Origin of the sequence: Cetobacterium sp., assembly GCF_051653945.1 — a bacterium.
Classification (GTDB): Bacteria; Fusobacteriota; Fusobacteriia; order Fusobacteriales; family Fusobacteriaceae; genus Cetobacterium_A.
The window spans coordinates 18901-40569 of record NZ_JBOFXD010000054.1; the positions used below are offsets into that span (position 1 = coordinate 18901).

Annotated in this window: 20 protein-coding genes; 8 read left to right on the forward strand and 12 right to left on the reverse strand. The window is 27.7% G+C overall.

All coding sequences use genetic code 11. From position 1 onward, the window contains the following. Positions 1–167: 167 nt before the first annotated feature. The gene (locus tag ACRC8M_RS05675) at positions 168–1115 is read left to right on the forward strand and encodes an ion channel (protein WP_438528269.1); all 948 of its coding nucleotides are present in this window, start codon (positions 168–170) and stop codon (positions 1113–1115) included. Positions 1116–1205: 90 nt separating this feature from the next. On the opposite strand, the gene ACRC8M_RS05680 is transcribed toward ACRC8M_RS05675, so the two are convergent. Next, entirely contained in the window at positions 1206–1934 is a 729-nt protein-coding gene (locus tag ACRC8M_RS05680; protein ID WP_438528270.1) for a MurR/RpiR family transcriptional regulator, read from the reverse strand. A gap of 121 nt (positions 1935–2055) precedes the next feature. On the opposite strand from ACRC8M_RS05680, the gene ACRC8M_RS05685 reads away from it, so the two are divergent. The 3 genes from ACRC8M_RS05685 to ACRC8M_RS05695 all read left to right on the forward strand — a co-directional run bounded on the left by ACRC8M_RS05685 (position 2056) and on the right by ACRC8M_RS05695 (position 5401). After that, positions 2056–3270: a molybdopterin molybdotransferase MoeA gene (locus ACRC8M_RS05685; RefSeq protein WP_438528271.1), complete on the forward strand. Its 1215-nt coding sequence runs from the start codon at positions 2056–2058 to the stop codon at positions 3268–3270. Beyond that, positions 3263–4345, forward strand: coding sequence for a molybdopterin-guanine dinucleotide biosynthesis protein B (gene mobB / locus ACRC8M_RS05690; protein ID WP_438528272.1), 1083 nt, complete (start codon positions 3263–3265; stop codon positions 4343–4345). The genes ACRC8M_RS05685 and mobB overlap by 8 nt, the downstream gene beginning before the upstream one ends. 123 nt (positions 4346–4468) lie before the next feature. Beyond that, complete coding sequence (locus ACRC8M_RS05695; protein WP_438528273.1) at positions 4469–5401, forward strand: L,D-transpeptidase; 933 nt, start codon at positions 4469–4471, stop codon at positions 5399–5401. 35 nt (positions 5402–5436) lie between these two features. Here ACRC8M_RS05695 and ACRC8M_RS05700 read toward each other — a convergent pair whose 3' ends face one another. From ACRC8M_RS05700 to ACRC8M_RS05735, 8 genes are all read right to left on the reverse strand, one after another. Beyond that, positions 5437–7125, reverse strand: a complete 1689-nt coding sequence (locus ACRC8M_RS05700; protein WP_438528274.1) for a hypothetical protein — start codon at positions 7123–7125, stop codon at positions 5437–5439. 8 nt (positions 7126–7133) lie between these two features. Further along, complete coding sequence (locus ACRC8M_RS05705; protein WP_438528275.1) at positions 7134–7730, reverse strand: metallophosphoesterase family protein; 597 nt, start codon at positions 7728–7730, stop codon at positions 7134–7136. A gap of 63 nt (positions 7731–7793) precedes the next feature. Then, positions 7794–10175, reverse strand: coding sequence for a glycogen/starch/alpha-glucan phosphorylase (locus ACRC8M_RS05710; RefSeq protein WP_438528276.1), 2382 nt, complete (start codon positions 10173–10175; stop codon positions 7794–7796). A 19-nt stretch (positions 10176–10194) separates the two neighbouring features. Then, positions 10195–11025 carry a hypothetical protein gene (locus ACRC8M_RS05715; protein ID WP_438528277.1) on the reverse strand — a complete coding sequence of 277 codons (831 nt, stop codon included), beginning with the start codon at positions 11023–11025 and terminating at the stop codon, positions 10195–10197. Between the two features lie 18 nt (positions 11026–11043). Further along, positions 11044–11817, reverse strand: a complete 774-nt coding sequence (locus tag ACRC8M_RS05720) for a TrmB family transcriptional regulator (RefSeq protein WP_438528278.1) — start codon at positions 11815–11817, stop codon at positions 11044–11046. Between the two features lie 9 nt (positions 11818–11826). Then, complete coding sequence (locus ACRC8M_RS05725) at positions 11827–12684, reverse strand: sugar ABC transporter permease (protein ID WP_438528279.1); 858 nt, start codon at positions 12682–12684, stop codon at positions 11827–11829. After that, positions 12681–13571, reverse strand: coding sequence for a carbohydrate ABC transporter permease (locus tag ACRC8M_RS05730; RefSeq protein WP_438528280.1), 891 nt, complete (start codon positions 13569–13571; stop codon positions 12681–12683). Before ACRC8M_RS05730 ends, ACRC8M_RS05725 begins: the two co-directional genes overlap by 4 nt. Before the next feature lie 53 nt (positions 13572–13624). Then, the gene (locus tag ACRC8M_RS05735; protein WP_438528281.1) at positions 13625–14863 is read right to left on the reverse strand and encodes a sugar ABC transporter substrate-binding protein; all 1239 of its coding nucleotides are present in this window, start codon (positions 14861–14863) and stop codon (positions 13625–13627) included. A 235-nt stretch (positions 14864–15098) separates the two neighbouring features. Here ACRC8M_RS05735 and ACRC8M_RS05740 point away from each other — a divergent pair, with 235 nt between their 5' ends. Beyond that, positions 15099–16610, forward strand: coding sequence for a carbohydrate porin (locus ACRC8M_RS05740; protein WP_438528282.1), 1512 nt, complete (start codon positions 15099–15101; stop codon positions 16608–16610). A gap of 89 nt (positions 16611–16699) precedes the next feature. Then, positions 16700–18199 carry a 4-alpha-glucanotransferase gene (gene malQ / locus ACRC8M_RS05745; protein ID WP_438528283.1) on the forward strand — a complete coding sequence of 500 codons (1500 nt, stop codon included), beginning with the start codon at positions 16700–16702 and terminating at the stop codon, positions 18197–18199. A gap of 20 nt (positions 18200–18219) precedes the next feature. Here malQ and ACRC8M_RS05750 read toward each other — a convergent pair whose 3' ends face one another. After that, positions 18220–18513: a hypothetical protein gene (locus tag ACRC8M_RS05750; protein WP_438528284.1), complete on the reverse strand. Its 294-nt coding sequence runs from the start codon at positions 18511–18513 to the stop codon at positions 18220–18222. Positions 18514–18831: 318 nt separating this feature from the next. Here ACRC8M_RS05750 and ACRC8M_RS05755 point away from each other — a divergent pair, with 318 nt between their 5' ends. Then, the gene (locus ACRC8M_RS05755) at positions 18832–19443 is read left to right on the forward strand and encodes an ATP-binding cassette domain-containing protein (RefSeq protein WP_438528285.1); all 612 of its coding nucleotides are present in this window, start codon (positions 18832–18834) and stop codon (positions 19441–19443) included. After that, positions 19443–20216, forward strand: coding sequence for an ABC transporter permease (locus ACRC8M_RS05760; protein WP_438528286.1), 774 nt, complete (start codon positions 19443–19445; stop codon positions 20214–20216). Before ACRC8M_RS05755 ends, ACRC8M_RS05760 begins: the two co-directional genes overlap by 1 nt. Before the next feature lie 36 nt (positions 20217–20252). On the opposite strand, the gene thiM is transcribed toward ACRC8M_RS05760, so the two are convergent. Together thiM and thiD are read right to left on the reverse strand one after the other, a co-directional pair. Continuing rightward, positions 20253–21080 carry a hydroxyethylthiazole kinase gene (gene thiM / locus ACRC8M_RS05765; protein WP_438528287.1) on the reverse strand — a complete coding sequence of 276 codons (828 nt, stop codon included), beginning with the start codon at positions 21078–21080 and terminating at the stop codon, positions 20253–20255. After that, positions 21073–21669 (reverse strand): bifunctional hydroxymethylpyrimidine kinase/phosphomethylpyrimidine kinase (gene thiD / locus ACRC8M_RS05770; RefSeq protein ID WP_438528288.1); only part of this gene is annotated, 597 nt, incomplete at its 5' end. The genes thiM and thiD, both read right to left, overlap by 8 nt.

A 21669-nucleotide genomic window follows, 5' to 3' on the forward strand; every position in this document is an offset into this window, starting at 1 on the left:
TTCTCCCCCTTAAATTAATTTATTAATCTTTCTCTACTTTCCAAGTTTATTACTCTTTTTTCCAATTGTCAAATATTTCTTCTGTAATTTTTAAAGGAAATTAAAAATGTTTTAGTAAGTTTAATAAGTGTTGAATAGAAAATATTTTTGGGAGGATACTTAAAATTATGATAAATTATAAAAAAATTTTCTCGAAACTATTAGAGAATATAAAAAATATTATGAATATCAGAAATATAAACACTTTAAAAAAAGAACAAATAAGAACTTTTTCTTTAATTCTTTCAATTTTATTTACAGCTTGGGAACTTTATACTTCAAATACAATAAACTCATCTAGAGAATTTATTATTAGTAGTTTCATAATGATAATATCTATATTTTTTATTATCTATCCTTTTATATACTTTTTTAGACCAAAATTTAAATTTTTTTTGAGTAATCACGCAATTTTTTCCATTTTTTTAATTTTGTATTTTATTTTATTGATTCCAATTTTAGGTGGAATTGATTATATTTTTTTAAACATATTTTTAGGTAGTTTTATTATTAAGTTTTTACACATTATCTCTATTTTAGTATCAATGTCTTTAATTATCATTATAGTATCTAAACAATTTATTATGCTTATAAACAAAAAAAGACAGATTAAAGGATTAGATATTCTTACAACCTTTTTAACATATATAACTTTAGGACTAGCTTTCGGCTCTTTTTATTATATTCTAAATCTAATGGCACAAAACAACCTTTTTATAGGTGTTGATAAACCATCTACATTTAATTTAGAAAACTTTCTTAATCACCTTTACATTAGCTTAGGAAGTCTTACAACTGTTGGTTCTGGAAGTATCTCTCCTTTAAATGCATATATACGATTACTTTGTGTTTTAGAAACTATTTTAGGAATCTTTTTAACAAGTTTTTCTCTTGGCTTTATTTTTTCAGCTCTTGGAGCTACTTCCCCACCTACTTTTCAAGAAGATAATACTTCAGAGATTCAAATCAACCCCAGCATTCCTACAAAAAAATTCCCTTTATTTTGGGACATAATAAACTTCCTGAAAAAAATAAAATCAGATTTAGATGCTGTTGAAAATACTATGAAAAATTAAATAAAATATTGCGGGCATAAGAACCTTAAAATTCTCTTATCCCCTTTTTGTATATTCATATAGTTTCGTTCATTATTTATGGTTATACACTCAGTTTTGGTTTTCTCTTACTTTTAAATACTCTTCTACTAACTCTTCAAAAAACAATATAGTATTTCCAAAAAAATCATTTTTTTCTAAATTTCTATCATCTAGTAAATTACTATTTTTTACTACAAAACTTAATTCAGCTAACTCTTCCATACTACTATTTTTCACTCCTGTTAAAGCTATTATAGAAACCTCTTTTGCTTTTGCTTTTTGACATAAATTTAAAATTGCTGCCGTTTCTCCTGATTTTGAAACTACTATTAATACAGGTCTTTCTTCATAATCTCTTTCTACATTCTCCATATATTCTGACATCATAGAAAAATAACCAATTACCATCAATTTATCAGATATATATCTTGCAATTGGATTTGAAAATCCCACTCCATGAACAAAAATTGGTTTATTTTTTTTTCTTTTTAAAAGATTTCTAAATTTCATTCCTTTTTGTAAAGAAAAATCTAAACAATAATTTTCTGTAACACCCTTTTTTTCTAAACTTGACTTCAAAGTTAATTCCAATCTATAAACCATATCTATAAATCCCTTGTATCCTAATTTTTTAGATAGATTCATAACTACTGAAGTGGATGCAAAGCATTCTCTTGCTACCCCTCTAACACCAATTTCTAAAGCTTTGTCTATATTGTTTACTATATAACTTAAGGCCAACTCTTCCGATTCTGTTAAGTTATATCTTTCCCCCAACTTATATATATCTATCTCCATCTTTATTCCCCCCAGTTTTTTATTCTATTATATCACAACTTTTAAATACTTTTTTTCCATATTTTATGTTATATTATTAAAAAGAAATTATTTAATTAAATTTATGTGAGGTGTTAGTAATATGGTGCAAATTAGCTTAGAGTGTGCCCTTGAAACTCTATTAAAAAAAATACAACCCTTAAACTCTATTGAAGAAAAATATATTTTAGATAGTTTAGGTTTTGTCTTAGCTGAGGATGTTTTATCTCCTATGAACAATCCGCCATTTAATCGTTCTCCCTTAGATGGTTTTACTTTTAATAGTGAGGATAGTATTGGGGCAACTAAGGATAGTCCAGTAGCTTTAAATGTTATATCTGAAATTTTTGCAGGAGATTTTTGCACTAAAAAAATCTCTTCTAAAGAAGCTTTTAGAATAATGACTGGAGCACCTATTCCTGATGGGTGCAATTGTGTTATTAAACAAGAGGACGTAATTTTTAATGAGGAAACTAAAACTTTACACTTAACTAAAGAACTAAAAGCATTTGAAAATTTTTGCTTCTTGGGAGAAGATTTAAAACTCAATGATCTTGTAGTGAAAAAAGGTGAGATTATTACATATAACCACGTTGGAGTATTTGCTTCTCTAGGAATTAATACTGTCAAAGTTTTAAAAAAACCTAAAGTTGGAGTTTTGAGTTTAGGAAGTGAACTAACTATGCCTGGAGAAACTTTAGAAAAAGGAAAGATTTTTAATAGCAACCTTTTTACTCTTATTAGTAAATTAAAGTATTTAGGAATCGAGGGAGTTATATATCCTCCAATGAGTGATGACTCAACATTAGTTTCATCCTTCATATCTAAAGAACTTAAAAATATAGATTTCTTAATAACTACAGGTGGGGTATCTGTTGGAAAAAAAGATATTATGCACGATGTAATAAAAGAACTTAATGCAAATAGACTCTTTTGGAAAATTAATATCCAGCCTGGAACTCCTGTTTTAGCATCTGAAAAGGATAAAAAATTAATACTCTCTCTTTCTGGAAACCCATTTGCATCTTTAGTTAATTTTGAGCTTTTAGGAAGACCAATTTTATCTAAACTTAGCTCTAATAGTATAAAAAATACATCTATTGTAGAAGGAATAGTTAAAGGTGGTTTTAATAAAAAATCTTCTAAAAGGCGTTTTATTAGAGGATACTTCAAAGATGGATATATCCATTTAAACGATCAAAAACATTCTTCAGGAACTATATCATCTCTTATTGGAAAAAATGCTATCGTTGAAATTTTACCAGGGACACCATGTTTAAACGAAGGAGACAAGGTTAGGGTGATTTTAATTGATTAAAATTAAAGATATCAACGTTTTAATTTTAGCAGGTGGAAAAGGTAGTCGAATGAACTATTGTGATAAAGCTTTGTTAAAATATAATAGCGAAACTTTTTTAGAACGATTAAAACTCCTTTTTTCTAATTTTAGCAAAATCTATCTCTCTTTAAATAGTGAACAGGATATTTCTGTAGATGATTTTATTAGAGTTGATGATGATTATAAAGAGATTGGTCCTATATCTGGTTTATATAAAGGGATTTTAGAAAGTGACTTAGATTATATTTTCACTGTACCATGTGATGTTCCAAATTTAACTAAAGATTTTATTGAATATATATCTAGTTTTGTTTCACCTTATCATGATGCCTTTATAGTTAGAGACAAGGAAGGATTTATCCATCCGTTACTTGGAATTTATACAAAAAAATCTCTTCCTATAATTAAAGACGCTATTGATAGCAACGATTTTAAAGTTTTAAATCTAATGGATAAACTTGATATTAAATTTATTGATTTAAAATATACTATTTTTGATGATAAAAATATCTTAAAAAATATTAACACTTTAGAAGATTATAACTCCTTAATTAAAAATAAAAAAACCAATTTTTTTGCAATTTCTGGGGTTAAAAATTCTGGAAAAACAACTTTGATTACAAAACTTTTAAAAAAATTTACAGAAAATGGTTTTAAAGTTGGAACCATAAAACATGATGGTCATGATTTTCAAATGGATAATCTTGATTCCGATACTGATAAACATATAAAATCTGGTGCTTTAGGAACACTTATTTTTTCAAAAAGTAAATATATGTTTTTAGAAAATTCTATTGAAAAAGATTTGAATTTCTACTTGGGCTTCTTTAAAAATTATGACTTTATAATTCTAGAAGGCTTCAAAAATAGTACTTATCCTAAGATAGAGGTTATTCGAAAAGAAGTATCTAATATTAGTCAGTCTAATAAAAATAATTTAAAATTTTTAGTGAGTGATTTAGATTTTGTTGAAAATGGAGAGGATTTAGATATTATTGATATTAATGATATTGATAATATTTTCGAAAAATTAATCGATATTATTAAAAAATAAAAATATATAAATTATACATATAATAGTAGCACACTATTTTCATTCTTTAATTCAAATTTATAAAAGGAGAGTAGAAGATTATCTTGTAGAATACTTTTAAATATAGAAGGAGAGTGAAGTGCTATGATAAAAATTTCTAATTTTAAAATATCCATAATTTTTTTTCTACTTACATTATTTTCATTTTCTAAATCGGCTATCATTGAAAAAGAACTTTTATATGATAAATATACTTTACCTGATACCTACATAATTAAAATAGGTGATAATTATACTCAACACAGAAGTTATGACTGGACAAAAATATCTAATATACTAGATAATATAGATAATTTTACTCATGATCAATATAACTTAGGATCTTTAAAAAATTATAAAAATGCAAATGGAAAACCTGGAGCAGCTATAAAAATGAAATCTCCTCCAGAATCTGATATATATGGTGTTCGAAGAAATCAAGGAATTCCCCTATATTCTGAAAATAATTTAAATCAGCCTGAAAGATATGCTTGGGATGGCAGTTTAGTAAAAATTTTATCACGAAATGGAACCTTTTCTAAAGTTCAACTGAAAGACATTGACGGTACCTGGTATATTCCAAATAGATATATAGAAACTCTTTCAACTAAAAGATTTGATAAAATAATTATCATAAATCGAAGTTTTCAAAATGTCGTTACTCTTGAAAGAGTGGGAGGTATTTGGAAAATAAGAAGTAAAAATCCTATCACTACTGGAAAAGATAAGTTACCCTATAGTTATGCTACTCCATTGGGATTTTTTGTAACTCAAAACAAATTAAAAAGAATGGATTATATGAAATTTGGAAATGAATCTGAACCTGGTGGCTATTCCCCTTATGCTACAAGATTCTCTGGTGGTGGCTATTTCCACGGATTTCCTGTAGACCTTCCAAGAACAAGTATCATTGAATACAGTAACTCTTTAGGATCTCTTCCTATCTCACATATGTGTGTTAGGTCTTCCGCTTCTCATGCTCAGTTTGTATATAATTGGGCTGATGTTGATAAATCTTTATTTATAGTTATTGATTAATATATATAAAAAGGGAGCTTAAAAAAGTTCCCTTTTTATACTAACGTTCCATAATAATCTATAAACGTATATTGTTCCCACTTTCCTTTTACAACATTTAAAACTCTACTGTTGTTATACTGAATTAAAATCTCTCTATTTTTTATTAATTTCTCTATATCCTCTTTAAATTTTTTATTTACTTCTTCTAAAGTTTTTATATTTAAAAATTTTATATATTCTTTAAGTCGATAGATAGTTTCATAATTTTGTGTTCCTCCATAATCTTTTAAAACCCAATAACTTTCTAACTCTTTATCTAAATTATAATCTAGTTTTATATTTTTACTTAAAGTAAAATCTCCAATTTTATATTCCTCTTTATTCACTATATTTTTTTCTATAAACTCTCTTAAATTATCTAACCCTCCATACCTCGTATAATAAAGATAACTCTGACTTATTTTTAAATATTGCTTATCTCTATTTTTTTCAACTTCATTCTCTTGAAACATAATAAAAATAGGAAGATATATATCTAAAATATAACTATAAATAAGCTCTTTTTTTGTTAATAATTTATCCTCTTTTTTTCTATAATATCTAGAATATCTTATACAATCTTCAACTATCTCTTCTAAATTCAATCCATCTAAATTTAAATTTAGTTGTTTAGACTTTAGTATAATCTCTTGCTTATAAAAATTATATACTTGTTCAAACCATCTTTGCATCCCAATAATAAACCCTGGAATATCATTAATTAGATTAAATAGAGCAATTTCTCCTATTATTAAGGTTTCTCTTCTAAACTGTTTTTTAGAATACTCTCTAATAGCTTTTATTTTTCCTTTTGTATCATCAGTATAAAATATAATTGTGTCAATATAATAAAGTTTTCTAAAATCATCTATTAAAAAACTATCTAAATTAATATCTGTTTTTAAATCTTTTAATAATAATATTTTATTTCTGTTTAAATAATCAATTAACGTGTTTGTATAACCTCTTTGATATTTATTTCCTAATTTATAAGTATTTTTATATTTTAAATATTCTACAAAAATATCTCCATTATTTTCATTTTCTAAGTTTTTAAAATTAGAAGTTAATATATTTACAATTGGAGTAAAAACTCTTTGATTCCACACAATCGCTTTTTCAAAATTTTCCTCCCCTAAAAAATAAAGATTTAAAAATTTCCTAACTTCCTCTCTCAGTTCTTTATAACTCTCTACTTTTGAACACTCTATATTGCTTAAGCCACTTTCTTTTTCAAAACTAAACCTTTCTCTTGAAAGTTTATCAATCTCTTCATTATTTTGAGAAAAAAATTCATAGACCTCTGCTTCTATTGAATGAAAATTTAAATTTTTAGCTACAGAAACTCTATGATTTCCATCATATACATAATATTCCTCTCTTACTTTATATAAAATAACTGGGGGTAAACTTCCACTTTCTAAGTATTTTATATAAACTGAGCTCCATCTTCCTTTAGACTCTTCTCTTAACGGATTAAAATCTTTATCAAAATCCTGAGCTTTTTCAACAGTTCCAACAATTTTTCCAATAGGAACTTCTTTTACACCTAAATAAATTCTATTAGAAAGTTGATTCTCTTTTTCTGCTATACTAAACTCCTTTATTTTTCTATTTTCTCTATCAAAAAAATTAAATCTAGTTTTTCTCAAAGCCTTTTTAAAGGCTGTTTCAGCTTCTTCTTTATCTATATCAAATTTCATTTTTCCTCCTAAGAGAAATCCAAATCTAAGACCTTATATCCAAATACATTTATTATTTTCGTATTTTCAAACTGGCCCTCTTGAATCTCATGATGATTTTTTAAATGAATATGTCCATGTAACCAATATTTTGGTTTTAAAAGATCAATTGCTTTTCTATAACTATTAAAACCTTTATGTATTGGATCATCACCTTCATTTATTCCCCCAATAGGTGAGTGACTAATAACTAAATCAACTGTTTTAAACATTGTCTTAACATAACTTTTCATAACCATAAAAAAAACATCTTTTTCACTATATTGGTGTGCTCCCATTGAATACCTTTGACTTCCATCAAATCCAACAATTTTTATTCCTTTTACAGTACAATTTTCCCCACCATCTATATTTTTACAAAAACTTATATTATGATCACCTGCATATATATGATTTCCATTGACATAAACCAGCTCTTTATTTAAAACAGTAAAAAGGTAATCTAAATATTTATTACTTACATCTCCACAAGATATTATCAATTCTACATCTTTGAACATCTCTTTTAAAGTTTCAGGAGAATATCTCTCCAATGTTGCTTCATCACTAACTGCAAGTATCTTCATTTTTCAACTCCTAATTTTTAATAGACAAAAACTACCATAAACATATGGTAGTTCTTATTTATATTAAATTTTTTGAGGGGCTATTTTCCAAATTTCTTTTGCATATTCATCTATTGTTCTATCTGATGAAAACTTACCACCATTTGAAATATTTATCCAAGCTTTCTTTCCCCATTTTTCTCTATCAGAAAACTCTCTATTTATTTTTTCTTGCGTTTTTCTAAATTCTTCAAAATCTTGTAATACAAAATATTGATCTGCTTTATGCCATGAAGCTCCTTTTAACAACGAATCATATAACTCCTTATAAAGTCCTGTTCCTTCATCATTTAAAGTTCCATCAATTAAAGCATCGACAACTTTTTTTAATCCTTCAATATTTTCATAAGGAATATATGGGTCATACCCTTCCTTTTTCATTCTTTCTATATCTTCAACTTTCAATCCGAAAATATAGCTATTTTCTTGTCCAGCCTCTTCTACAATCTCTACATTAGCACCATCTAAAGTTCCAAAAGTTAAGGCTCCATTTATCATAAACTTCATATTTCCAGTTCCTGAGGCTTCCTTTCCAGCTGTTGATATTTGCTCTGATATATCTGCCGCTGGGAATAAAAGTTGTGCAACGGAAACATTATAATTTTCTATAAATACAACTTTTATCATGTCTTTAATCTCTTTATCATTATTTATAAGATTTGCTACTTCATTAATTAACCTTATTGTTCCTTTAGCTCTCATATATCCTGGTGCAGATTTTGCTCCAAATATATATGTTACTGGATAAATTTCCATACTTGGATTTTCTTTTAATCTATAATATAAATCTAAAATATGAAATATATTTAAAAGTTGTCTTTTATATTCATGTAATCTTTTTATTTGAATATCAAAAATTGAATTAGGATTAATTTTTATACCTTGAGTCTTTTCTATATATTTTGCTAATTGTTTTTTCTTCTCTGATTTAATATTTAAAAAACTTTCAATGATAGATTTATCTGCTGAATACTTTTCTAAATTTTTCATTTGAGAAAAATCTGTAATCCATCTATCTCCAATTAATTCAGTTATTAAGTTAGACAGTTCTGGATTGCATTGAAGCAACCATCTTCTCTGAGTTATTCCATTTGTCTTATTTAAAAATCTTTCTGGAAATAGCTCATACCATTCTTTTAACTCTATATGTTTTAAAATATCTGTATGCAGTGCTGCGACTCCATTAGTTGCAAATGATCCATATATAGCAAGCCACGCCATATGTATTAGATCCCCTTGAATAATTGACATTCTTTCTCTTCTCGCTTTGTCATTGGGATATTTTTCTTCTAAAAAATTTAAAAATTGAAAGTGTATTCTTTCTGTTATCTGAAATATTCTTGGAACTACCTCTTCATAAAGTCCAATCCACCATTTTTCTAATGCCTCTGATAATATTGTATGATTAGTGTATGCAAATGTTTTTTCTACAATTTTCCAAGCATCCTTCCATAATAATCCCTCTACATCACATAGAATTCTCATAAGTTCTGGTATAGCAATTACTGGATGTGTATCATTTAATTGAATAGTTACAAATTCTGGCAACTTTTCAAAGTTCTTTCCATGTAATTTTTTAAATTTTCTTACTATATCTTGCAAAGAAGCAGATGTAAAGAAATATTGTTGTTTTAATCTAAGTTTTTTTCCTTCATTTGTTGAATCATTAGGATATAATATTCTTGATATATCTTCTGCCTCATTAACTTCTTTTAAAGCTTTATCATAATCTTGATCATTAAAAGCTTTTAAATTTAGTTCATTTATAGACTTAGCTTCCCAAAGTCTGAGAGTATTTACATTCTCAGTTCCATACCCTATTATCGGCATATCATAAGGAACAGCTCTAACTTTGCTATCTCCAAACTCTACTATGACCTCATCAAAGGGTCTACATATTGTCCAAACATCTCCATATCTCAGCCATGTTTCAGGTGTTTCAACTTGAAATCCATCAACTATTCTTTGTTTAAAAATTCCATTTTTATATTTGATTCCATAACCTTGTCCTGGTAAATCTAAAGTTACTAAAGAATCCATAAAACATGCAGCTAATCTTCCAAGACCACCATTTCCAAGACCAGCGTCCTCTTCTGCATCCTCAACAGCATTTAAGTCAAATCCTATCTCCTGTAATATATCTTTTACTTCTCCTTCAACACCTAAATTTATCAAATTATTTCCTAGAGCTCTTCCCATTAAAAACTCTGCTGAAAAGTAAAATGCTTGTTTTCCACCTTCATATTTTTTTCTAGTTTCCAACCAATTTTTAGAAATACTTTCAATTAAAGCTTTACTTAATCCTTGGTAAATTTCAAAAGAGTTTGCTTCGTCTACACTTTTATTAAATAAAATTTCTACCTGTTTTTCTATTCTACCTTTTAAAAGATTTTTTTCAATTAGCATATTCTATTCTCCTCACTTATTAATTTTCGTTTAATTTTTTCATAAGTTCTTGAATCTCTAACTCTTTTTTTTCCAATTCAGCTTTCAACCGAGCCTTTTCTTTTAATTGTTTAATTATTTCATCTTTATTACTTATTTCATCAGTTAATTTATTATTTTCAGCTTTTATATTTTTTAACTCTGATGTTTCTTGAGTATTAGATTTTACTATTTTTTTATTCACTTTAGTTTGCAACAATTGATATACTTCCTTAGAGCTATTTCCATTTCCAAAATAAATATTTGGTGTTATTATTGGTCCTTTTTTAGAATCAAGGTTTATAGGTATAATCATTTGTGCATAATCTTTCGTCAAATTCTCTCCTTCAAATAAAGATTTATTTATAAAAATATCTTGAGAATTTGCTGAACTTCCAAATAGAACTTTCAAATTATCAACAGGAACTAATTTTGCTGAGGTAGATTCTCCTGGTCTTAATCCAAAATCTAAAGCTTTTGTATAAAATCCTTTAGATTTTTCATTCATATCAAAAAATCTTTGCTCTTTTCCATTAAATCCAATATATTTTGCACCTGACCAATTTATGAAAACAACATCTTTAGATATATTTTTTATTGAAATATCTATACTGTCTTTATTAAATACAATATTCATAATAAACTTATCTGTGGATATTTCGTTATTTTTTAAAATTAGTGGATAATCCCTTGAAGTTGTGTCTTTTACACCATATATTTTTACACCTTGTTCTTTTACTATAGAGTTACTCTCTTTTGTTGGTGTTGTTGATGTACAACCTGTAATTGCAATTGTTGATAATAAAGCTCCTAAAAAAAATAGATTTTTCATCTAACTCCCCTCTCTTTTTTAAAAATCTAATGTTATTATTTTATTGACATCCTTCCCAAATCTATTTTCTAATTTCATTAAATGGATATCATTTTTTATATGTTCTGTTACAATATTAACTAAAAGCTTATTTTCTGAATATGTTCCACAAAACTCACCTTCATAGTTACTTGCTATTATTGCTGCAAATAGATCAACTGCTACCATTATTCTTTTTTCTGAATCAGTTACATTAAAGTTAAAACTATCTCTTATATATGTTTCAACACCAAGACTCATATAATCTATTTTATTAAAACTAAATAGTATAACCCTAACCCCTTTTTCTTTTAACCTTTTAAAATCTTTTTCAAATTCAAATAAATCTAAATTAGTATTTATATATACAATTTTTTCCGCTCTTTTTAATATGTTTCTAAATCTATCTTTCACATCCTCAAAAGAATTCAAATTATAAAATTGTTTTTGTTTTCCATTTACTTCTACTTTATTCAACTCATCCTTTAAAAACTTTGTTGCACTATTTACTTCCTTTTTATAATTTTCAAAAAGTTCATTTAAATCAATCGCTTCATACAAAGTTATTTCTTTATCTAAATATGAATTAATATATCCTTTTTTTTGTAAAATATCTAAGTTTTGGTAAACTGTTGTTCTTGGATATCCAAGAGCTTTTGCAATTTGAGAGCCATTGGCTCCTGGATTTTTAACTAACTCTAAAAAAACCTCCGCCTCTTTTCTTCCAAAACCAATTTTCTCTAAATTTTCTAAAATTTTTTCATTTTCTATCAAAATATCCTCCTATTCTTTAACCCCTCCAACAGTTAATCCTCCTACAAGATATCTTGATAGACTAATAAATAGTATAACAACTGGTACACTTGTTATTAGTGCTGCAGCTGAATACGTACCCCATTCTGCACTAAAAGAACCTTGAAGATTAACTAATCCCACTGGTAAAGTTAATTTTTCTGCTGATGTTAAAATTATTCTTGCTATTACAAACTCAGACCAAGCTGTCATAAATGAAAATAATGCTGTTATTGCAAGAGCTGGAGTTGTAACTGGTAACACTATTTTATACATAACTTGCCAAACTTTGCAACCATCAATATATGCACTTTCTTCTAATGATTTTGGAATTGTATCAAAATAACCTTTCAACATCCAGACTGAGAAAGGAACTGATACAGCCACATAAGGTATTAATAATCCTAAAAAACTATTCATTAATTTTAATTTTACTAATATTATAAACATTGGTAGCAATAACATTGGTGCTGGAAACATCTGTGTTACTAGAAATGTCATCATACCAACTTTTCTTCCCCAAAAAGAAAATCTTGAAAAGGCATATCCTGCTGTTATTGATATAAACACTCCTATTATGGCTGTCAATGTTGATATAATAAGAGAGTTTTTTAACCAAATTAAAAGATCCGTTTCAAATATGGCTTTTCTGAAGTTATCTAAGGTAGCATCCTCAGGTATTATTCTTAAACTTGTTGAAAATAATTGATCTCCTGGTCTTAAAGCCACAGATAAAACATTTAATAATGGATACAAAGTTATCAAACAAAAGATTATTAATATAATATAAATTCCAATTATTTTTTTCCAACTATCATTTTTCTCAAAATGAATGTTCTTTTCAATCATCTTGACTCCTCCTTAAAAATATTGCTCTTTCTCACGTATATCACAGAGAACACAAGTAAAAATAGGAATATTAATACTGAATACGCTGCTGCAAATCCATATCTATAGAAATTAAATGCCAATCTATAAACATCTGTTACTAATATCTGTGTTTCTTTGTTTCCATATCCACCAGCTAAAATGATTATGATATTTAACATGTTAAACGTCCAAATTGTTCCTAATATAATTGCAGGTGTCAAAGTTGGCTTTAATAGAGGTAATGTTATATCTTTAAATTTACTCCAAGGACTAGCACCATCTATATCGGCTGCTTCATACAATTCCGCTGGAATTGATTGTAATCCTCCCAGTGTTATCATCATCATAAATGGGAATCCTAACCAAATATTCGTTATTATTGCTGCATAAAAAGTTAGCTTTGGATCACTTAACCAAGGTAGATTTTGTATTCCGAACCAACCTAACATTAAATTTATAGCTCCAAAATTTTGATTAAACATACCTTTCCAAGTAAGAGCTGCTATATATTGAGGCATTGCCCAAGGGATTATAAGAAAAACTCTCAAAATAGATTTTCCTGGTAGTTTTCTATTCAGTAATATTGCTAAAAATAATCCAATAGTTACATGAAAAAATACGTTTACAAAAGTCCAAATTATAGTTCTCATAAAAGTTGCTAATACTTCTGGATCTTGAAATACTCTAATATAATTTTGTAATCCTACAAAACCAGGATTTTTAAATGTTCTTAAACTCATATTTGTTAAAGATAACCAAAATCCATAACCTAAAGGATAAAATACCATTATTGCCATCACTATAAAAGCTGGTGCTATAAATAAATATGGTGTATTTTTACCTACTAGTCTGCCTTTTCCACTCATAATCGTCTCCTTTTAATTTTAGAGGTTGGATTTTATCCAACCTCTCAGTTTAATTACTCACCTTTAATAATTTTAATTCCATCTACTGCATCTTTTTGCATCTTTTTAGCTGCATGCTCTGGAGTCATTTTTCCATTTAAAACAGCTTCTAAATTTGGTCTCATAGCATCCCATATTGCTCTCATTTCAGGTACAACTGGCATAGGAACCGTATATTTAATTGTTTCAATTGAATCTTGCATTAATTTATCATTTTTAACTTGTGATAGTTCTCTAGCTGCCTCTATTCCTGGAGCTTGCGATTGATTTAAAGAGATTTCTGCATTTATCTCTGGAGAAAAAATGTAATCGAAGAACTTATTTAAAGCTTCTGTTTTCTTATCTGATGTATTTTCTGATAAAGAATACCCTTTAGATGCGTTTGTAAATAATGCATAACCATTTTTTGAAGGAATTGGCATAGGAGCTACTCCTAAGTTTATTCCAGCATCCTCATATTCTTTCCAAGACCATGCTCCATTTAATATCATAGCAGCTTTCTTTTGTTTAAACAGTTGAGAGGCAATATCATAATCCATTCCTGCTTCTCCTAAGTCATACTTCACTCTAATATCTCTTACAAAAGTTAAAGCATCCACCATAGCTTGATTATCTAAAGCAGGATTATTTTTATTATCAAAAATTTCTCCTCCAAACCCGTTATAGAATCCTACAAACCAAAATGGTTCTTTTTCATTATATAGGAATCCATATTTAGAATTAGCTTTATCTTTTGCATCTACAGCCCTATTTGATTTTGCTATTTTTAAAAACTCTTCCCAATTTTTTGGTGCATTAGCTACCATATCTTTGTTATATAAAAGAGCTATTTGATTTCCTAAAAACTCTGGTAATAGATATAATTGATTATCATACATACCACTTTTTAAAGCTCCTTCATTAAATTTTTGAACCAAATCCTTAGGTACAACTTTATCAATTGGCTTAATTAAATCTGAAACCATAAAAATTCCTATATTATCATTTGGACCATAAACTATATCTGGACCTTGACCTGCTAAAGATGCATTTTGAAACTGAGTTCTTAAATCTTCATTGGAATAATGAACTACATTTACCTTAACATCTGGATTCTTCTTCATAAATTCATCAACTATTTTTATATAAGTAGGTCTTACTGCTGGCTCCATTTGTTCCCATAAAGTTATTTCAGTGGCTTTTCCTAAAGCAATTGTTGAAAATAATGTTCCTGCTACCAATACTAATAGCGGTTTTTTTAAAATGTTTCTCATTTTACCCCTCCTTAATTTTTGTTGTACTTTAAATACAACAATATTATTACCTCATTTTTTTGAATTAGTCAATAGTTTTTTAAAAAAATATGTACTTTTTTATATTTTTATGTTTTTTTTAAGAATTTTTAGTTTTATTATTGAACAAATTTAAAAAAATGTTATAAATATATTGGTGTGAATGTTGTATCACTTTTACAACAAATAAAAATAAAATACAGGGGGAGTCAAATTTATGAAAATTAACAAAGTTCTTACACTTTTATCTTGTATCATCCTTGCTGGAACAGTTGGAGAAAAAACTTTTGCCAAAGAGGTAGTTCAAACTCCTGAAGTTGTTACAAACTCTTATGATGTATCAGCTTTAGAGGATAGAATCGCTAAATTAGAGTACAATCAAGAGCATCCGAGTTTTGAATTTCATGGATATGGTAGATCTGGACTTCTTTTAAATGCAAATAATGATTTAAAAAAAGGAAAAGTATTTAATAAAAATGGAGTTGGAAGACTTGGAAATGAAAGCGACACTTATATCGAAGCTGAATTAGTTAAAAACTTTTATCTGGACAATGGTTCTTGGTCTAAATGGCATATCATGTTTGCTAAAGGAACTGATGATTATAACGATTGGAATGATGGAGTTGCTTTAAGACAAGCTTATGCTGAAATGGGAAATCTTCCAGTATTTTCAGGAGCTTTCAAGGAATCTGTAATCTGGGCTGGTAAAAGATTCTATAATAGAAGAGATATTCATATAACAGACTTCTATTTTACTGATTATTCAGGAACTGGAGCTGGAATAGACAATATAAAAATTGGGGAGGGAATGTTAGATTTAGGAGTTATCGCTAGAGATTATGATGATTATACTGAAAGTGGATTAGTTTCTTATAAACCTTATGCCTTCACATCTCCTGATGAAGAAAATGGATTAAATGTTGTAAATTTACTTGCTAGATATGACATTGGTTCTTGGGAGTTTGATTTAGGTGCCGCATTCTCTAGTGATAATAAAAATAGAACTACTACTTATGGTAAATTAACTGAATCTACTCCAATGGGTGATATAAATTCTGTTGTAGGATATGATACTTATGGAGCTGCTGATTATGGTTTACAACTTGGAGTATTCTATAATACACCTGGATATTACTGGAGTGGTAAAGGTTTCTCGAAAATTTTTGCACAAGTTGGTTATGGACTTAATGCAGGAGATGGTTTAGGAACAGCTGGTAGAGGGGCAGAGAAAAATTTAGATGATGCTCTATCTGCTAGACTTGGTACTTTTGGAGTTTTACCTATCAATGAAAAGTGGGATTTATTTACAACAGTTGTTGCTCAACACAATAAAAATAGTAAATTTAATTACAATGCAACTCTTTTAGATCCTCAAGGAGACTCTTATTCGGTTGATGTTGATGGTCTTAAATCAACTTGGGTTAGTGTTGTTGCTAGACCAGTTTATAAAATCAATGAAAACTTTGAACTTCAATTTGAAGCTGGTTACTACTATGTGACAGAGGAAAAGGATAACGGTAAAGATGTAGATGGAAATCTATATAAACTTACATTTGCACCAACATTTAAATTAAATTCAAATGACTTCTGGGCTAGACCTGAAATTAGAACATTTGTTACTTGGGCTGGATGGGATAACGACTACCAAAAAGCTTTCCAATCTGATTTAAACTCTTACAGTGGAAAAAATGGAGTAAATGTTGGAGTTCAAGCAGAAGTTTGGTTCTAATATAATATATTTTATATAACAGTTCCCTTTTGAGGCACCCTCCTCCCGTTGGTGCCTCATTTACAATAAATTAAAAGTGAGGTATTTTTATGAAAGATAGATCAAGTGGTATTCTTTTGCATATAACATCACTACCTGGCGACTACGGAATTGGTGATTTTGGAAAATGTGCCTATGAGTTTGTTGATTTTCTAGAAAAAAGTCATCAAAAATATTGGCAAATTCTTCCAATGGGAATAACTGGCTACGGTGATTCTCCTTATCAATCTTTCTCTGCTTTTGCAGGTAATCCATATTTTATAGATTTAAACTCTTTAATCGAGTTAGATATTTTAACTAAATATGATCTTAAATCCTTATCTGAATTAAATACTATATCAAATATACAGTATGATAGGTTATATATAGATCGATATAAAGTTTTAAAAAAAGCCTTCTTAAATTTTAAAAATAAAAATTTATTATATACTTTAAATAACTTTAAAAATAAAAATATTTGGTGGCTTGAGAATTATACCCTTTATATGGCTATTAAAAATAAATTCAACGGTAAATCTTGGCTAGAATGGCCTAGAGATTATAAATTTAGAGATAAAAAAACTTTAAAAAAAGCTAAACTTGAGCTTGAAGATCAAATCAACTTCCATATTTTTTTACAATATCTCTTTGATAAGCAATGGGGTGAATTAAAATTATATGCTAATAACAAGGGAGTAAAAATTATTGGAGATATTCCTATTTTTATAGCTACCGATAGTGCTGACACTTGGGAAAATCCTAAAATGTTTTGTTTTGATAAAAAGTTACAGCCTACAAAAGTTGCTGGATGTCCTCCTGATGCTTTTAGTACTGATGGTCAATTTTGGGGAAATGTATTATATAATTGGAAATATATTGAAGAAAATAATTTTAAATGGTGGATTAAAAGAATCAAAAGTTGCTTTAAACTTTATGATATAGTTAGAATAGACCACTTCCGAGGCTTTGAATCTTTTTGGTCAATTCCTGCTAAAGCAAAAACTGCTAGGTTTGGAAGATGGGAAAAAGGTCCTGGAATGAAATTATTTAATGCTATTAAAAATTCTTTAGGTAATTTAGATATTATAGCGGAAGATTTAGGCTTTTTAACTCCTAAAGTTCATAAACTTCTAAAAGATTCTGGTTTTCCTGGCATGAAGATATTGGAGTTTGCTTTTGATTCAAGAGAGGAAAGTGATTATCTGCCACATAAATATCCTAAAAAAAGTATAGCTTATACTGGTACCCATGACAACCAAACTGTTGTTGGATGGCATGAAACCGTAAATAAAAAAGATAAAGAGTTTTGTGATAATTATTTGGATAACTTTTTAAAAGACAGAAATATTCAGGATAGTTCTATTAATTGGAAGTTTATCGAGGCTCTTTGGAGTTCTAATTCACAACTTGTTATAGCTCCTATACAAGATTTTTTAGGTTTAGATGACTCTAGTAGAATGAATACACCTTCTACTCTAGGAAATAATTGGGTTTGGAGAGTTGACCGTTCCTCTTTAGATAATAATCTCTCTAAAAAAATATCTATTTTAACTGAAAAATATAATCGATAAAAAAAGTGAGGTTTTTAATCTCACTTTTTTAATATCACATTAATATAATCATCTTTATTACTCATTTCTAAAATATCAAAATCTGTAAATCCAACTAAATCTATTAACTCTTTTTCTGTAAAACAAGTATTCCATCTTCCCTCTTTAAAATAATCTTCTTCCCCAAATCTAAAAGAAAGATAAAGTAATCCTTTTTCAACTAAAACCTGATAAAATTTATTTAAAACATAATATAAGTCTAATCGATCCAAATATAAAAGAGTATCTAAAGCCCAAATACCTATAAATCGTTCTCTATCTTTTAATCCTCTCATAGTTTTAATAATACTTTCTTTTCCTATAGCTTCATAGATTTCATTATCACTTTGAGATTCTAATTTTAAGTGTTCAACATTGTGGCCTCTTTCTAAAAAAAAACTATTTATACTATCCTCTTTGGACTTTAATGTTAAAATTTTTCCATGTTTTAGTAATTTTTTTTCAAAGTTATTAACTTCTTCTAATTTAATACTCGTCCCGTCATATAAACAACCTCCTTATTTTTAAACTCTCCCTAGTTTTATATACAAATTTCTTATGGTTTTTCCTTGCTTTATATGTTAAAATCCCTATAAAGTTTTATGGAGGGAAATATGATTGACTTTAAAAATATAAATATTAAATTTAATAATAAAATTGTTTTAAATGATTTTAATTTAATTATCAATGAGGGTGAAAAAGTACTAATTTCTGGAGTTTCTGGAAAAGGAAAAACTACATTACTTAAACTTTTACTTGGTTTTAGCATTCCTAATTCTGGAGATATCCTTGTGGATAATTTAAAGTTAAATGAACAAAATATCAACATTATTCGAAATAAAATTGGCTATATGCCTCAATCGACCCCTTTTTTGAATGTAAAAATTGAAAAATTGATACATACTATTTTCAATTACAAAGAAAACTTAAAAACTAAATTAGATATGGATGTTCTTATAAAAACTTTAAAAGAATTTAATTTAGATGCTAGTATCTTATCTAAAAATATAAATCAACTTTCAGGTGGTGAAAAACAAAGATTTGCTTTTGTTATAATAATTTTATTAGATCGAAAAATCTGGGTTTTAGATGAAATAACCTCCTCTTTAGATCAAGATATGAAAGAAAAAGTTATTAACTACATCTTAAACACTAATAAAACCGTTATTTTAGTTTCTCACGATAAAATAGACGCTTTAGATAACTTCAGGACGGTGATTCTTTAATGGCACAAGATATTTTTTTACCTAATCTTCTTTATTTTGCTATTCTTTTAATCCCTATATTTTATATTATGAACTATCTTGAGATACATATGATTTTTAATGTTATAAAATCTATTCTTAGAATGTTCATACAACTTATGCTAGTTGGTGTTTATCTACATTATATTCTAACACTTAATAATCCATGGATTAATTTAGCATATTTAGCTCTTATGACCTTTGCATGCACTTTTACAATCGTAAGAGATGTTAAAATAAAAGATGGAAAATTTTTTATAATTGTCGCCATAGCTACCATAATACCTTTAGTTCTTAATATATTCATATTTTCGGAACTTCTACTACATCTAAAAAATCCTCTTGATGCACTATACTTAATCCCTATCTCAGGTATGGTTTTAGGAAATACATTAAATGGAATGATTGTAACTATAAATGATTTTTTAAATAATTTAAAACTCAATGAAGAAAGCTATCTATTATCTTTATCATTTGGAGCTACTAAATATGAAGCATTAAAGCCATTTATAGCAAATGCTGTGACTTTAGCTTTTAAACCTTCTGTTGCTACTATGGCAAATGTTGGATTAGTTTCTCTTCCTGGTATGATGACTGGTCAAATCTTAGGAGGTTCTATTCCTATTGTTGCTATAAAATATCAAATTGCTATAATGATAGCTCTTTTTATATGTAGGTTTTTATCATCTTTTATCTTACTTTATTTTTGTTCACTATATTTTTTTAATAAATACTCAATCTTTACATTGGACTAAACCTAGCTTTAAAGTTTTAAAAATATAAATCCTCTGCTAAATAGCAGAGGATATTTTTTCATTTTTTCTTATTATCTCTTCAGTTAAATTGGATATGTTATCTATTATATTAACTTTTAAACTTCCTGTTCCTATAAATTTTTTAGCTGCTAATTCTCCAGCTATTCCCATTGATAGAACTCCACTTAATGCACTTATTAAAGAGTTATTCTCTCCTCCTAAAAACGTTCCTATTAGAGAAGAGATCATGCATCCTGTTCCTGTTACCAAGCCCATTATTTTATGACCATTTATCACTTTAAAAACTGTATCCTGATTTCCAATATAATCAACTTCCCCTGTTATAGCTATAACTGAATTAAATCTTTTAGCTGCAAGTTTTACCAACTCTTCCCCGCTATCATTTTTTTCTAAAGAATCTACTCCTCTACTTAAAGAGTTTATATTTAAAAGTGCTTTTATTTCAGCTGTATTTCCCTTTATTACCGAAAACCTTACCTCTTTTAGTAATGAATCTACAAGGTCTTTTCTAACTTTTGTAGCCCCCACACCAACAGGGTCTAAAATAATTGGCTTTTTTAATCTATTCGCAATCTTTCCAACTTCTATAGCCATCTCTTTCATACTTTTATCCATAGTTCCTATATTTAAAACTACACTTGATGAAAATCCAATTATTTCTTCAATCTCTTCTAGACAAAATGACATTAACGGTGAACCCCCAATAGCTAATGTTATATTTGCACAATCATTTATAGTTACTGTATTCGTTAAATGATAAACTAATGGTGTTTTCTCCTTAATATTTTTTAAAGCTAATACAACCTCGTCAACTAACTCTTCTTTTGTAATATCCTTATTCAAAATCAACACCTGCCTTTCTATAAATATCTACAAAGTGACCTACTGGTCCTACACCCGCTCCTATAGAAAAAGAGTTTTTTATTGCATCTGTTATATATCTTTTTCCTATCTTTACTGACTCCTCTATAGAATAACCTTTTCCTATATAAGAAGCTATAGTTGAAGATAATGTACATCCTGTTCCATGAGTATTTTTTGTTTCAAATCTCTCTCCTGAAAATCTAATAACTTCATCTTTCTCTGTCAAAAGTATGTCTGTACAGTTATCCTCTCTATGTCCACCTTTTAACAAAACATTTTTAGCTCCTAACTTTTTAATTTTTTTAGCTGCCAAAATCATGTCCTCTTCAGATTCTATTTTCATCTCCGCTAAAATTTCAGCTTCTGGAATGTTTGGTGTTACAAGAGTTCCAATTTTTAAAAACTCTTTCAATGCTTCTATTGCTTCCTCTTTTAAAAGATAGTAGCCACTTTTAGAAACCATAACTGGATCTATAACTATATTTTTTACATTTGTATTTTTTAAAGTTTCATAAACAACTTTTATAATTTTACTACTAGATAACATACCTACTTTTACTGAACTTAT